The organism is Sphingopyxis sp. BE259 (assembly GCF_031457495.1).
Classification (GTDB): Bacteria; Pseudomonadota; Alphaproteobacteria; order Sphingomonadales; family Sphingomonadaceae; genus Sphingopyxis.
In genome coordinates this window covers 994,690-1,009,339 of sequence record NZ_JAVDWM010000001.1, presented here as the reverse complement: position 1 = coordinate 1,009,339, position 14,650 = coordinate 994,690, and the positions used below count along the sequence as shown (strand labels likewise).

General features: G+C 67.4%; 8 protein-coding genes. 5 read left to right on the top strand and 3 right to left on the bottom strand.

Annotated elements, in window-relative coordinates; all coding sequences use genetic code 11:
• Positions 1–26: 26 nt before the first annotated feature.
• Together J2X44_RS04870 and J2X44_RS04865 are read right to left on the bottom strand one after the other, a co-directional pair.
• Complete coding sequence (locus J2X44_RS04870) at positions 27–1,748, bottom strand: M56 family metallopeptidase (protein ID WP_310088276.1); 1,722 nt, start codon at positions 1,746–1,748, stop codon at positions 27–29.
• The gene (locus J2X44_RS04865; protein WP_310088275.1) at positions 1,748–2,125 is read right to left on the bottom strand and encodes a BlaI/MecI/CopY family transcriptional regulator; all 378 of its coding nucleotides are present in this window, start codon (positions 2,123–2,125) and stop codon (positions 1,748–1,750) included. Before J2X44_RS04865 ends, J2X44_RS04870 begins: the two co-directional genes overlap by 1 nt.
• A 349-nt stretch (positions 2,126–2,474) precedes the next feature.
• On the opposite strand from J2X44_RS04865, the gene J2X44_RS04860 reads away from it, so the two are divergent.
• From J2X44_RS04860 to chrA, 3 genes are all read left to right on the top strand, one after another.
• Positions 2,475–6,011: a CHAT domain-containing tetratricopeptide repeat protein gene (locus J2X44_RS04860; RefSeq protein ID WP_310088274.1), complete on the top strand. Its 3,537-nt coding sequence runs from the start codon at positions 2,475–2,477 to the stop codon at positions 6,009–6,011.
• A gap of 69 nt (positions 6,012–6,080) precedes the next feature.
• A complete protein-coding gene (locus tag J2X44_RS04855) occupies positions 6,081–7,052 on the top strand; it encodes a magnesium and cobalt transport protein CorA (RefSeq protein WP_310088273.1) in 972 nt (323 codons plus the stop codon).
• Between the two features lie 142 nt (positions 7,053–7,194).
• Positions 7,195–8,388 carry a chromate efflux transporter gene (chrA, locus tag J2X44_RS04850; RefSeq protein ID WP_310088272.1) on the top strand — a complete coding sequence of 398 codons (1,194 nt, stop codon included), beginning with the start codon at positions 7,195–7,197 and terminating at the stop codon, positions 8,386–8,388.
• Here the strand turns inward: chrA and J2X44_RS04845 are convergent.
• Complete coding sequence (locus J2X44_RS04845; protein ID WP_310088271.1) at positions 8,383–9,039, bottom strand: glutathione S-transferase family protein; 657 nt, start codon at positions 9,037–9,039, stop codon at positions 8,383–8,385. The two genes, chrA and J2X44_RS04845, sit on opposite strands and share 6 nt — an antisense overlap.
• Positions 9,040–9,211: 172 nt before the next feature.
• On the opposite strand from J2X44_RS04845, the gene J2X44_RS04840 reads away from it, so the two are divergent.
• Both J2X44_RS04840 and J2X44_RS04835 read left to right on the top strand, forming a co-directional pair.
• Complete coding sequence (locus J2X44_RS04840) at positions 9,212–10,831, top strand: CHASE domain-containing protein (RefSeq protein WP_310088270.1); 1,620 nt, start codon at positions 9,212–9,214, stop codon at positions 10,829–10,831.
• Positions 10,815–14,549 (top strand): hydantoinase B/oxoprolinase family protein, encoded by a 3,735-nt coding sequence (locus J2X44_RS04835; protein ID WP_310088269.1) that lies wholly within the window; start codon positions 10,815–10,817, stop codon positions 14,547–14,549. The genes J2X44_RS04840 and J2X44_RS04835 overlap by 17 nt, the downstream gene beginning before the upstream one ends.
• Positions 14,550–14,650 lie beyond the last annotated feature (101 nt).

Here is a 14,650-nt window from a genome sequence, read left to right as displayed (position 1 = left end):
GTCAGGCTTGGACGGACGTCCGGGCGTCAGTCCGTCGGCGGCACCGGCGGTTCGGGCGGTTCGGCGAATTCGATCCGGGCGACACGGCCATCGCCGCTGCGCGCTTCCATCACCCCGTCGGCGCTGACGCGCACCGACGCGCCGCGCGACGACACCGCAGCAGCCGGGCGCTGCTTTGCCGTCGGCCGGACCATTCCGGTCGCGCGCAATTCGATCGCATCGTCGGCGCTCCGCATCCGTACCCCCGCCTTTTGCATGTCGGTGACGAAATCGCAGTCGACCCCCATCGCGCGCAGCGCGACAACGTCGTCGATGCCGATGTCGGGGAAATGCGATTTCATGTCGCGGGCAAAGGCCGGATTGATTTGCAGCGCGGCCGCGCCGATCAGCTCATCGACCGCCACCGACGGAAAGACCGCGCGCATCGATCGGATATAGGCCGGATCGACCCCGCTCGCCTTCGCCGCGATCAATTCGTCGGCATCCATCGCCCCGCCATGTTCGCGCATTTCGGCGGCATATTCGGGGGTCACCCCGACCGCGCGCAGGCTCACCAGATGTTCGGCGGTCAGCTGTTTGGCGGTCGCGGCCGCCGCGACGGCATCCTCCCGCGCTTCGGCGCTTGCCGCCACCGCGACCCGTGACGATGCCGCGGTGGATTGCTGCGCGGCAAAGGCGGCCGCCCGCGCCGTCTTGGCAGTCACCGTTTCTTCGGCGGCCGTTGCCGAAAAGGCGGCCAGCGGCGCGGTCACCCCCGCCAGCACAACAAGGCTCATCAACACCCAGCTCGCGCTCGCCGGCCCGCGCTTCAGGCTGGCGTCGAGAACGCGGGTGATGCGGCGTTTCAGGCTGCCGTGCGACGGTGCCACGCCATGCGCCGCCATCAACGCCGCTTTATTGTCGTGCCGCGCCGCGCCGACCAGCAGCGTCGCATAATCGGGGCCATCGATGTCGGCCATCAGCACCGCATCGTCGGCGGCTTCCTCACGCAATTGATGGCTCTCGCGCGCCAGCATCCACACCAGCGGATTGAACCAGAACAGCGCGCAGGCGACGCGCGAAGCGAGCAGCTTGGCCCAGTCGAGCCGGGCGATATGCGCCAGCTCGTGCGCGATGATCGCCTCGGCCTCGCCGACCGCACGCACCGCCTTCGGGCTCAGCACGATCGTCGAGCGCAGCAGCCCCCAGCTGATCGGTGAGCGCAATTCGTCGCTGACCAGCAACGCGGTGCCATGTTTGAATCCCATCCGCCGCTGCGCCTCGGCCAGCGCCGATAGCCACGACCCATCGACCAGCACGTCGGCGCGGCCGCGCATCGCGAACAGCCGCAGCACCGCGAGCATCATCACTCCAAACAGCAGCGCGAGCGGGACAAGATAGAGAAAGGGGGCAAGGTCGGCCCCCGCCGACAGGCTGATCGGCGGCGATCCGGCGGTACCGACCACGGCAGGGACTGACGCCGTGGCGGCGACCGGATCAACCGCCGATCCCCCTGTATCGATGACGGCGCCCGCGGTGGGCGCCGCTGCCGCGACCCAATGCGCCGGCAGCGGCTGCCACAGCGGTAGCGCCAGCGAGGCGACGGGCAGCACCAGCAGCGCCAGCAGGCCGACGTGCGCGACCAGCGATCGCTCGCCGGCCGACCGCGACCGCGCCAGCCGCAACAGCGCCAGCGTCAGCCCGGCGACCAGGACCGATTTCCAGGCGAGACCGACCAGCGTCGCGGTGTCGATCATCATGTCGCTCATCATTTCGCCCTCCCGTCGCGCGCACGCCCGATCAACTTTTCCAGCTCATCGAGTTCGTCGACGCTCATTTCGTCCTGCATCCCGAGCAGCGCTGCGGCGGCGCTGGTCGCCGATCCGTTGAAAAACACCCGCACCACCTGGCTCAGCGCCGATTTGCGCGCCGTCTTGTCCGACACCCGCGGCGCGTAGACAAAGCCGCGCTCGGACGCCTTGCGCACGACAAAACCCTTGGCCTCCAGCCGCTTGAGCATCGCGCGGATCGCCGATCCCGACAATGCGTCGGACAGCGCCTCGCCGATCTCGGTCACCGTCGCGGCGCCGCGCTCGTACAACACATCGACAATTTCGCGTTCCCGCGGCGGCAAACTGGACAACATGCGACTCACCTCATGCGCTACATTTGTAGCGTGCTACATTTGTAGCGCCTCCTTGGCAAGGGGTTTTGTTAGGGTAATACAGTTTGGCGCGGCGGCGCCGACTATGCACATTCTCGTCATCCCAGCGAAGGCCGGGATGACGAGATAAGTGAAGGTGGTTCACCCGAAATGTACCGGGTCACCACCCCGCGCCGCGCAAGTGATCTCCATCACATCGCCGCAAATCCGCGCCTTCTAATCGCCGATCGACACCCGCCGCCGCCCTCCACCGCGCCATTGCGCCAACCCATTGATGACAATATCCCAATTTCATCACTATCTTGGGTCAAAACAGGGAAAATGCCGTTCCATGGCCGACCGTCGACATCGCCTCCTCGCCCTTCTCCTCGCCGCCCCCCTCGGGGCCGCCGCGCCGCTGGCCTCCGCGCAGGATGCGGCGCCAGTGGGCACGCCGCCCGCCAGCACCCTCAATGCCGACCAACAAAAGATGCTCGACCTGATGAACCGCGGCATGGACCTCGAACGGGCGGGCAAGCTGCGCGAGGCGAGCGACATCTACCGGCGCTGGATCGACGAAGCGACGGAGCGTTACGGCGCCGACGATCTGGTCACCAGCCTTGGCTACCGCCTGCTCGCCTCCAATCTGGAGGAACAGAATCAGCTGAAAGAGGCCGAGGGTCATTGGCGACGCCTGCTCGCGATCAACACCAAATTGCTCGGGGAACAGGACGACCAGACGCTGACCGCAACCGGCTTTCTCGCGACCAACCTCGCCAAACAAGGCCGCCCCGCCGACGCGCTGCCGCTGCGCCGTGCCCTGCTCGCGGCGCGCACCGCGCAGTTCGGCGAACGCCATGCCAAGACGATCGCCGCCACCGGCAACCTCGCCGGACTGCTGGTCGAACTCGGCGACATGAAAGGCGCCGAAGAGTTGTTCCGCCAGGCGCTCGCCGCCAATCTTGCGCTGCACGGCGAAAAGCATCGCGAAACCGCGTCGCAATATGCCAATCTTGCGGTCACGCTGCGCAGCCTCGGGCGTTTCGACGAGGCCGCCGCGATGCTCGACAAGGCGCTGGCGATCGACGAAGCGCTGACCGGCCCGAACGGCCCCGACGTCGCGCTCCACCATTATAACCGCGCGGTGAATTTCACTGAACTCAGCCGCTATGCCGACGCCGAGACGGCGGCGAATCAGGCGCTCACGATCTGGCGCGCGACCAAGGGCGACGACAGCACCCAGGCCGCGCTCGGTTACACCGTGCTCGGCTATACGCTCGGGCTGACCGGGCGTTTCAACGACGCCGACGCCGCCTATCGCAAGGCGCTGACCATCCGCACCAGATTGCTGGGCGAAGGGCATCCACTGACCGCCGAGGCGTCGAACAACCTCGCGCTCAATATGGAAAATCAGGGTTTGCCGCCCACCGCCATCGAACCGCTGCTACGTCAGGCGCTCGACACCACGCGCCGGGCGTTTGGCGAAAGCAGCGAGCGCACCGCAACGCTCTACGCCAATGTCGCGCACAATCTGAACCAGCAGGGCCGCTATGCAGAGGCCGAGCCGATGTATCGCCGCGCTCTCGAAATTCAGGGCGACATCGCGGGCCGCGACCACCCGTCCTTTGCCACGACGCTGATCAATCTTGGCTATAATCTGCGCGACGACGGACAGAGCGCGCGCGCCGAACCGCTGATGCGCCAGGCACTCGACGTCTATCGCGCCAAGTTCGGCGAAGATAATCCCGAAACCGCCTGGGCCTATCTCAGCCTCGGCACGACGCTCGGCGGTCTCGGCCGGTTTGCCGAGGAGGCCGAGATGACCGGCAAGGCGCTCGCCATCCGCCGCCGCCTGCTTGGCGAAGATCATCCGCTGACCGCGATCGCCTATAACAATGTCGGCTCGGCGCTCGTCCGCAGCGACCGCAGTGGTCCGGGCGATCGCGCCGCCGAACCCTATTACCGCCAGTCGCTGGCGATCCTGCGCCGAAACCTTGGCGAAGCGCATATCGACACCGCGCGCGCTTATGAAAATCTCGCGCTGACCCTGCTGCGCCAGGGCAAGGCGGCCGAAGCCGAACCGCTGGCCGCCAAGGCGGTCGCGATTCTGCGGCGGCTCAACGAACAAAGCGCGGCGGGCAGCGGTGCCGTCGGGCTGGCGGCACTCGACCGCCAACAGGCGGCGCCCGACCGCGGCATCTTTACCACCTATATGAACGCCGCCTTCGGGCTGATGGACGTCACGCCCGATGCCGCGCAGCAGGCAGAGATACAGGACCGCGCCTTCCGCGCCGCGCAGGATGCGATCGCGTCCGCATCGGGCCGCGCGGTGCTGCAAACCGCCGCGCGCGGTGCCGCCAAGACGCCGCAAATGGCCGAAGCGGTGCGCCAGGAACAGGATCTCGCCGCCAAGGCCAATCTGATCGACAAGAACCTCCTCCGCGCCCTCGGCGACCGCAAGCCGGTCGAAGCGGCACGGCTGCGCGGCGAACTCGACGGCGTGCAGGCCCAACTCGCCGAGGTCACCGCGCTGATCGACAAGAAATATCCCTCCTATCGCCAACTGGTCGCGCCGCGCCCGATCAGCTTGGCCGAGGCGCGGCAGGCGCTGAAACCCGGTGAGGCGCTCCTGCTAATGACCGAGGCCGCGAACACTTTGCACCTGTTCGTCGTCACCCCGACCGCCGTGGGTTGGAGCCGTCCGGGCAAGGACATCACGGTCATCCTGAAACAGATATCGGACGTGCGCTGCGATGTCGATTTTGCGACCTGTTCGGCGTCGCGCAAGGCCGAACTCGACGCCCAGGCGATGTCTCCGATGGAGCTCGAAGGCCACCGCCGCTTCGATCTCGACACCGCGAACGCGCTCTACAAAAGCCTGATCGAACCGATCGAACCGTTGCTGAAGGACAGCAAGCGCATCTATGTCGCCAGCTCGGGCAAGCTCGGCGACCTGCCGCTCGCGATGCTGTCGGCGACCGCCCGGCCCGACGGCGCCGACGTCGCCGATCCCGACACGCTGACCCGTGCCGCCTGGCTGTCCGATCGCTACGCGTTTACCAGCCTGCCTGCGGTCGCAGCGTTGACCCTGACCCGCGAACCGCCGCGCGGTCGCCGCAGCAACAGCTTTCGCGGGTATGGCGCCCCCGTCCTGGTCGGCGGCGACACCGGATCCCGCGCCGCCCGCGGCATCGCGGTGTTCGACGCGGTGTCGGCATCGGGTTCGCCGCTTGCCGATCCCGACGCGCTGCGCCGCCTCGCACCGCTGCCGGGGACCAAGGTCGAACTGGCCGCGATGGCGCGGCTGTTCGGCGTCGCGCCGGGCAATCTGACCATCGACGGCAAGGCGACCGAGGCAGCGCTGCGTCAGGATACGGCGCTGGCGACCAGCGAAATCATTGCAATCGCCACTCACGGCCTGCTGCCCGACCCGGCGCTCGGGCTCGGCGAGCCCGGGCTGGTGCTGACCCCGCCGACGACCGCCAGCGATCTCGACGACGGCCTGCTCACTGCGACCGAGGCGGCGCGGCTGACGCTGTCGGCCGACTGGGTCATCCTGTCGGCGTGCAACACCGCGTCGGCCGAAAATTCGGGCGGCGGCGACAGCCTCTCGGCCTTGTCGCGCGGCTTCCTCTACGCCGGGGCGGACGCACTGCTCGCCAGCCACTGGCGCGTTTCGGACGAGGCGACCGCGGTGCTGACCGTCGAAACCTTGCTGGCGCGCCGCGCCAACCCGGCGCTGTCGCGGGCGCAGGCGCTGCAACTCGGGATGCAGGCGGTGCGCACCGGCAAGCGCGCCGACGGCAGCGCAGTCGCCGGCTGGAAATCCGATTGGGTGCACCCCGCCGCTTGGGCCGCCTTCACCAACATCGCCAACCGCGACGATTGATAGCACAGCGCATTTCCCTTCGACGCTGCCCCGCTTATAGGAGCGCCAGTCCAAGGGAGTTTGTTGCCGATGCCGATCATGGCCGCCCGCGTCTATCATGACGGCAAGCTCGTCCGCGACATCGGTCCCGACGAGGAGCTGCCGGTCGATTGCGACGAAGGCGATTTCTTCTGGCTCGGCCTCTACGAGCCGACCCCTGGCGAGCTCGAGGGCATCGCCAAACGCTTCGGCCTCCACCCGCTTGCGGTCGAGGATGCGACGAAGGCGAAGCAGCTGCCCAAGGTCGAAGTATATGGCGACCAGCTGTTCGTCATCGCCAGCACCGGCAATCCCGGCGGCGGCACGATCCAGTCGGGCGAAACAGCGATCTTTGTCGGGCGCCATTTCATCGTCACCGTCCGGCACGGTTCGGCGCGCGCCCACACCGACGTCCGCGCGCGGCTTGAAACGCTCCCCGCCAAGCTCGCGCACGGCCCCGACTATGTCCTCTACGCAATCCTCGATTTCATCGTCGATGGCTATTTCCCGCTGATCGACGCGATCGAGGACCGGATGCTGATGGTCGAGGACAGCGTCATGGACACCCCGCTCGACGCCGCCGAAATCCGCCAGCTTTACGCCCAGCGCCACGAAGTGATCCGGTTCCAGCGGCTGACCGGCCTGATGAAAGAGGTTGCCGGGCGCCTGGCGGGCGAGGACGATCTGCCGTGCATCGACGCCGCGGTGCGCCCGTTTTTCCGCGACATCTGGGATCATGTCCAGCGCGCCGAATTCCGTCTCACCGGGCTGCGCGACGTTGCCGCGTCGGTGATCGAAACCAACGGCATGCTCGAACAGCAGCGGCAGGGCATGATCACCCGCCAGCTCGCCGCTTGGGCGGCCATCCTCGCCCTGCCGACCGCGATCGCCGGCATTTACGGGATGAATTTCGAGTTTATGCCCGAACTCGGCTGGAGGTTCGGCTATCCGCTTGCGCTCGCGTTGATCTTTTGCGGGTCAGGCTTTCTCTTTTGGCGCTTCAAGAGCATCGGCTGGCTGTAGCACCCGGCTTGACTCCGCGTCGCATTGTCGCCGATAGGCAAGGCAACGGGCCGACGCGGACACCCGTTCAGACGGCCAGGAAAAATTCGGCGCCGTCCAAGTCCGCTCCACCCGCCGCCGCCGCGGCGCTCGGAGCGTTGATATGACCCCTGTCCCGGCCCAGACCGACCCCACTCAGCTCAGCCTGCTCGCACTGTTTCTGAAATTCCTGCGCTTCGGCGCGCTAGCGTTCGGCGGTCCGGTCGCCCAGATCGCGATGATCCGCCATGCGCTGGTCGATCAGGAACGGTGGATCGATTCGGCGCGCTTCAACCGCCTGCTCGCGGTGTTGCAAATCCTGCCCGGCCCCGAAGCGCACGAGCTATGCGTCCATCTCGGGATGATCGCGCGCGGGCGGATCGGCGGCCTGCTCGCCGGGCTGGGCTTCATGCTGCCGGGGCTGTTGCTGATGCTGCTCGCGGGCTGGCTTTACGTGACGTGGATCGCGGGCGACGCCGGGCTGACCGGTCTCCTGCTCGGGGTGCAGATCGCGGTGCTGGCGATCATCCTGCGCGCCATGTTCCGCATCGGCCAGCATATCATTGAGGACCGCCTGCTCGCCGCCATCGCCATCGCCAGCCTACTCGCGACACTGGCCGGAGTGCCGTTCTGGATTCCCCTCGCCGCTGGCGGACTCGCCTATGCCGCCGCGCATCGCCCGCTCATCGCGCTCGCTGTCATGGTCGCTGCGATTGGCGCCGCGCTTGCCGCACGGCAGCTCGTTACGCCCGACACCGACATCGCGCTGGTCGCGGGCGCCCCGATCACGCTGCTGGCCTTGTTCTTCGCGGGACTGAAGGGCGGCCTGCTGACCTTTGGCGGCGCCTATACAGCGATCCCCTATGTGCGCGCCGACACGGTGGAGCGCGGCTGGGTCGACGATGCAACCTTCCTCGACGGCATCGCGCTCGCCGGGGTGCTGCCCGCGCCGCTCGTCATCTTCGCGACCTTTGTCGGCTATGTCGTCGGCGGCCCGGCGGGCGCGCTCGCAATCACCGCGGGGATGTTCCTGCCCGCCTTCGCCTTTTCGCTGATCTTCTTCGAACGGCTCGAAGCGGTCGTCGAGAACCCCGCGCTCCACCGCCTGCTCGCCGGGGTCGCGGCGGCGGTGGTCGGCGTCATCGCTGCGACGTTCGTTCAACTCGGCGAAGTCACTGCGGCGCGCGTGTCGAACCCGCTGCCCGCGATCCTCTTGTTCGCTGCCGCGCTGGCAATCGTGTGGCGGGTCAAGGGCGCGTGGGTGACCCCCGCGATCATCGCTGCCGCTGCCCTGACCGGATGGCTGCTCGCGCTATGACGTGGGCGCCAGCACCTTGGCGATCATCCGTTCCTCCTTGGCGATCCACGGCGCGAGGCTCGGGCGCGACAGGATTGCCTCGCTCCACGCCGCGATCTTCGGATAGGCCGCCGCATCGACCCCGCATCCGCAGTGGCGCAGGTTCATCAGCGGCGACGCGACCGCCAGATCGGCGAGGGTCAGCCGGTCGCCGACCAGAAATCCCGACGCCGGGACGGCGCTTTCCAAATAGGTGAGCAGCTTGGGTAGTTCCTCGGCCTCGGCCTGCGCGGCCGCCGCCAGATCGCCCTCGCGCCCCAGGAAATTCGGCGCGACGATGCGGTTGAAAAACATCTTGCCGCTGCACGCTGCGAACACCGTGTCACCGAACTCGTCCCACCATATCACCCGTCCCCGTTCCTGCGGATCGCGTGGGATCAGTGCCGGTTCGGGATATTTGGCCTCCAGATAGTGAATGATCGCGCTCGAATCGGCGAGCGTAAATCCATCGTCCTCCATCGCGGGCATCTTGCCCAGCGGCGACGCGGCGCGGAACCCCGGATCGGGGTCGGCGATCCCGACGCCCTTCAGCTCGAAAGCAATCCCCTTTTCGCCCAGATACGCCAGCAATTTGCGCACAAACGGCGACACCAGCGAGCCATAGATTATCATTGTATCTCTCCCAATTCGGTTGCCCGCAGCATAGTCAAAAGGTTGCGCTTCGCAACCCATTGCAAACACTGCCAGTCCGTCACGAAATATTCTTGCTATCAGCGGCGCGGCGTGGAACATCGGCGGTGCGAGGGGGGCGCTGCCGCGGCAGCCAGCAGGCAGGATTAACTTAATGCGCCCGAATTCATGGGCTGATCGGCTGTTGGCGTTGCTCGTCCGGTTTGTCGGCTTGGTCATCCTGCTCGCCGCCATCGCCGCTGCTGCCGCCAGCTTCATCTATAACCAGTCGGACGAGGCCGAACAGGCCGAACGCGTCGCGACCCACGTCAATATGCGACTGCACGATCATGTCGCGGTGCTAAAGGGCGTGCGCGCGCTCTATCAGTCCGACAGCGCCGCCAGCGGCCCCGGCATTCGCGCCTATCTCGCCGCGCTCCAGCCGCAGGTGCAGGCACCGGGGATGGAGGGCGTCGGCATCGCCGCCGCGATGCGCGCCGCAACCCCGGCTGCGGTCGAGGCCAAGCTGCGCGAAAATTACGGACGCGAGATCAAGGTGTGGCCGACGACCGATCAGCCGATCGGCTTTGCCGTGGTTCTGGTCGAGCCCTACACGCCGCGCCGCAACGCCGCGCTGGGTTTTGACATGTACAGCGAACCGACGCGCCGCGCTGCGATGCGCCGCGCTTGGCAAACTGGCCAGCCCGCTGCGAGCGGGATTGTGCAACTCGCGCAGGAAAAGGCGTCAAAGGTCAAACAGCCGGGGTTTCTGATCTACCTCCCGGTCTATGCCCGTACCCCGGCGGAAACGAACCCCGACACGCTCGCGACCGCCCCCGGCACCCGCGCGGTCGAAGCGTTTGTGTATGCGCCCTTCCGCACTCAGGACATGATGAAGGCCGTGCTCGGTTCACAGCTTGATGGCATCACCGGGATCGAGGTTTATGCTGGCGAGGGCCCGTCGGCTCCGCTCATCTTTCGTCAGGGCGAGATGGGCTGGGACGCGCATGAGCAGACATTACATGTCGCGGACCGCCAATGGACGATGCGGATTTCCTACGGCCGCCTGCTTGAACGGCTCGGCCGCCCGCTCGCCATTCTAATTTTCGGCATCGCGCTGGCGCTGCTTGCGACCCAGCTCCACCGCGTCCAGCAACGCCGCGTCGGCACGCTGCAGCGGCTGGCGGAGGAAAAGGCGCGCCACGCCGAAGACCGCGAACTGATGATCGGCGAAATGGCGCACCGGATGAAGAACGCCTTCGCCCGCATCGGCGCGCTGGCGCGCATCACCCTGCGCGAATCGTCCAGCCTCGACGAGTTTGAGGTCAAATTCGACGGTCGGATGCGGGCGCTGTCCGACGCCAAGCAGATGCTGGTCACTGGCGCGGTCGATACCGTGGAGCTCGGCAAGATCGTCCGCCGCGAGCTGGAAATAGCCGGGCGCTCGCCCGATCAGCTCGCCGCGGTCACCGGCCCCGACGTCCGCCTCGACGACGAAGGCGCGCAGGCGCTATCGCTGGCGATCCACGAATTTGTGACCAACAGCATCAAATATGGCGCGCTTGCGGGTCATGGCGACCTGGCCGTCCACTGGCATCGTGACGGCAACGACATCGAATTGAACTGGGCCGAAACGGGCCTGCCCGAAACGCCGCAGATCGACGGCGAAAGTTTCGGCACCCAATTCATCCGCACCCTGATCGAACGGCAATTGAAGGGCAGCTGGGACCGCCGCGCCGCCGACCACGGCCTTGCGATCACCATCCGCTGGCCCGACCGTGACCCCACCCGCTAAAGATCGCTGGCAGATCTGGATCGACCGTGGCGGCACGTTCACCGATGTCGTGGCGCGATCGCCCGGCGGCGCGGTGGTCACCGCCAAATATCTCAGTGAAGATCCCGCGCGGCCCGGCGACGCCGCGGTCGGCGCGATCCGCGACCTGACCGGCGCGGGCTCGGGTCCGCTGCCGCCGCTGGCGATCCGCATGGGCAGCACCGTCGCCACCAACGCGCTGCTCGAACGCAAGGGTCAGCCGACCCTGCTCGCGATCACCCGCGGCTTCGGCGACGCGCTCACCATCGGCTATCAGGACCGCCCCGACCTGTTCGCCCGCCGCATCGACCGCATCCCGCCGCCGCACGCCGCGGTCGCCGAGATTGCGGAACGCGTCGGGCCTGACGGCGATATCCTGACCCGGCTCGACGAGGATGCCGCGCACGCATCGTTGCAGGCCGCGCGCGACCAAGGCCTGACCAGCATCGCGATCGTCCTGATGCACGGTTATCGCTACCCCGATCACGAACAACGCCTCGCCGCCATCGCCGCCGAGGTCGGCTTTACCCAGATTTCGACCAGCCACGACGTCAGCGCCTTGATCAAGCTGATCGGCCGCGGCGACACCACCCTCGCCGACGCCTATCTCTCGCCCGTCCTCCGCCACTATGTTGATCAATTCTGCGCCCAGCTGGGCGACGGCATCGCGCCGCAGTTCATGAAAAGCTCGGGCGGCCTCGCGTCCGCCGCGGCTTTCCACGGCCGCGACGCGATCCTCTCCGGCCCCGCGGGCGGTATCGTCGGCATGGTCGGAAGCGCCGCACCGCTCGGCAAGACGCGGCTGATCGGCTTCGACATGGGCGGCACCTCGACCGACGTCAGCCATTATGCTGAGCGGCTCGAACGCGACAATGAAACGATCGTCGCGGGCACCCGCATCCGCGCCCCGATGCTCCGCATCCACACGGTGGCGGCCGGCGGCGGCTCGATCTGCCGCTGGGACGGCGCGCGGCTGTCGGTCGGCCCCGAAAGCGCGGGCGCCAATCCCGGCCCTGCCGCCTATGGCCGCGGCGGTCCGCTGACCGTCACCGACTGCAACGTGTTGCTGGGGAAAATCCAGCCCGATCACTTCCCCAAATTGTTCGGCCCCAACGGCGACCAGCCGCTCGACCGCGACGTCGTCGTGCAAAAATTCGCCAAAATGGCCGCAGAGGTCGGCGGCATCACGCCCGAAGCCCTCGCCGAAGGTCTGCTCAGCATCGCGGTCCAGCAAATGGCCAATGCGATCAAGCGCATCACCATCGCGCGCGGCCACGACGTCACCCAAGGCTACAGCCTCGTCGGCTTCGGCGGCGCCGCGGGCCAGCATGTCTGCCTCGTCGCCGACGCGCTCGGGATCGACGAAATCCTTCTCCATCCACTGGCCGGAGTGCTGTCCGCCTACGGCATGGGCCTCGCGCGCCCGTCGGCGATCCGCGAGCGCACGCTTGGCCTGAAACTCAACGCCGAATGCGCCGCGACGCTCGTTGCAGTCGAAGCCGAATTGTCGGAGCAAGCCCGCGGCGACCTCGCCCCTGATGCGGAGATCACGCGCGAAACCCTGCTTTTCGTCCGGCTCGCCGACAGCGAAAATGCGATCGAACTCCCGCTCGCCGCGCCTGCCGAGGTCGCATCGTCCTTCGCCGCCGCCTTCCGCCAACGCTTCGGCTACGCCCCGCACGATAACCTCGTCGTCGACCGCATCCGCGTCGAGTTGACCGAGACGGGCGACCCGTCCGCGGCGCTGCCCGTGCCCGCGCCGACCAGCGAAACCGCACCCGAAGCCATCACCGCCCGGCTCGCGGGCGCGCAGCATGAAGTCCCGCTCCACCAGCGCGCCAACCTCGTACCCGGCCGCAGCATTGCCGGTCCCGCAATCATCATCGACGCGCTGTCGACGACGGTCGTCGAGCCGGGTTGGAATGCGACAGTCAAAAATGAAGGAACGCTGCGGCTCAGCAAGGCATCGACGATCCTCCCCATCGACTCGCGATGGGGAGGTGGCAGCCCCGCAGGGGCTGACGGAGGGGCCGAGCGCGCAGCGCTCGTGGACGCTCGCGGCCCCTCCACCACGGCTGCGCCGCGGTCCCCCTCCCCATCGCAAGGCGATGGGGAGGATCAATCTGCCCCCGACCCCATCCGCCTCGAAATCTTCAACAGCCTGTTCATGGCGATCGCCGAGGAAATGGGCGGCGCCCTTCAGCACAGCGCGTCGTCGATCAACATCCGCGAGCGGCTCGACTTTTCCTGCGCGATCTTTGACGGTGACGGCCGTCTCGTCGCCAACGCACCGCATATGCCCGTCCATCTCGGCTCGATGGGCGAAAGCGTGCGCACGATCCTGCGCCAGCGCGACCCCGGCCCCGACGGCCAGCCCCGCGACGGCCGCGGCCTGCGCCCGGGCGACGCCTATGCGCTCAACGCCCCCTATGACGGCGGCACCCACTTGCCCGACATCACTGTCATCATGCCGGTATTCGTCGCGGGCCACTCCGCCGCCGCCTTCTTCGTCGCGGCGCGCGGCCACCACGCCGACCTTGGCGGTATCGCGCCGGGGTCGATGCCGCCGAACAGCCGCAGCATCGATGACGAAGGCATCATTTTCGACAATATGCTCCTCGTCGACGACGGCCATTTCCGCGACGCCGCGGTCGCCGCGCATCTCGCCGACAGCCCCTTCCCGGCGCGCAATCCGGCGCTCAACATCGCCGATCTCAAGGCACAGGTGGCGGCCTGCCAGCGCGGCGCCAGCGCGCTCGTCGATCTCAGCGCCGCGCACGGCACCGCCACCGTCGCCGCCTACATGGCGCATGGTCAGGCGCAGGCCGAAACCGCCGTCCGCCAGCTGCTCGCGCGCCTCAGCGATGGCCAGTTCCGCTACGCGATGGACAATGGCGCCGAAGTTGTCGTCGCGGTCCGCGTCGATCGCGCCGCGCGCCACGTCACGATCGACTTTACCGGGTCGAGCGCCACCTTGCCCGACAATTTCAACGCGCCGCTCCCCGTCGTCCGCGCCGCGGTGCTGTATGTCCTGCGCACGATGCTCGACGATCCGATCCCGATGAACGAGGGTTGCCTAGTGCCCGTCACCTTGATCGTTCCCGAAAACTCGATGCTCAGCCCCGGCTATCCCGCCGCGGTCGTCGCGGGCAATGTCGAAACGAGCCAGGTGATCACCGACGCGCTGTTTGCGGCCTTGGGCGCGATGGCGCCCGCGCAAGGCACCATGAACAACTTCACCTTCGGCAATACCGCGCACCAATATTACGAAACGATCGCCGGCGGCTCAGGCGCCGGACCGGGCTTTGACGGCACCAGCGTCATCCAGACGCATATGACCAACAGCCGCATGACCGATCCCGAAGTCATGGAAATGCGCTTCCCGGTGATCGTCGAGGAATTTTCGATCCGCAAAGGGTCGGGCGGCACCGGCCAATGGCATGGCGGCGACGGTGCCACCCGCCGCATTCGCTTCCGCGAGCCGATGGCGGCGAACATCCTCGCCAACCGCCGCGCAATTCCGCCGCGCGGGCTGGCGGGCGGCAGCGACGCCGCGCCGGGCCGCAACTGGGTCGAACGCAGGGATGGTTCAGCAGAAATGCTCGGCGCAACAGGCAGCGCCCACCTCGCCGCAGGCGATGCGTTCGTGATCGAAACGCCGGGCGGCGGCGGTTACGGGGCAGCGGGGGAGGATGAATGATTGACAGCTTCACGTTGCTGTTCCCCGGCGAAAGCCGGGGTCCAGGGCTTCCTGACGCAAAGCTGGCTTTAGGACGCCTTGGACCCCGGCTTTCGCCGGGG

Coding starts and splice junctions, on each gene's coding strand:
- J2X44_RS04870 (WP_310088276.1), bottom strand. CDS start 1,748: ATGAGCGACATGATGATCGACACCGCGACGCTGGTCGGTCTCGCCTGG.
- J2X44_RS04865 (WP_310088275.1), bottom strand. CDS start 2,125: ATGTTGTCCAGTTTGCCGCCGCGGGAACGCGAAATTGTCGATGTGTTG.
- J2X44_RS04860 (WP_310088274.1), top strand. CDS start 2,475: ATGGCCGACCGTCGACATCGCCTCCTCGCCCTTCTCCTCGCCGCCCCC.
- J2X44_RS04855 (WP_310088273.1), top strand. CDS start 6,081: ATGCCGATCATGGCCGCCCGCGTCTATCATGACGGCAAGCTCGTCCGC.
- chrA (WP_310088272.1), top strand. CDS start 7,195: ATGACCCCTGTCCCGGCCCAGACCGACCCCACTCAGCTCAGCCTGCTC.
- J2X44_RS04845 (WP_310088271.1), bottom strand. CDS start 9,039: ATGATAATCTATGGCTCGCTGGTGTCGCCGTTTGTGCGCAAATTGCTG.
- J2X44_RS04840 (WP_310088270.1), top strand. CDS start 9,212: ATGCGCCCGAATTCATGGGCTGATCGGCTGTTGGCGTTGCTCGTCCGG.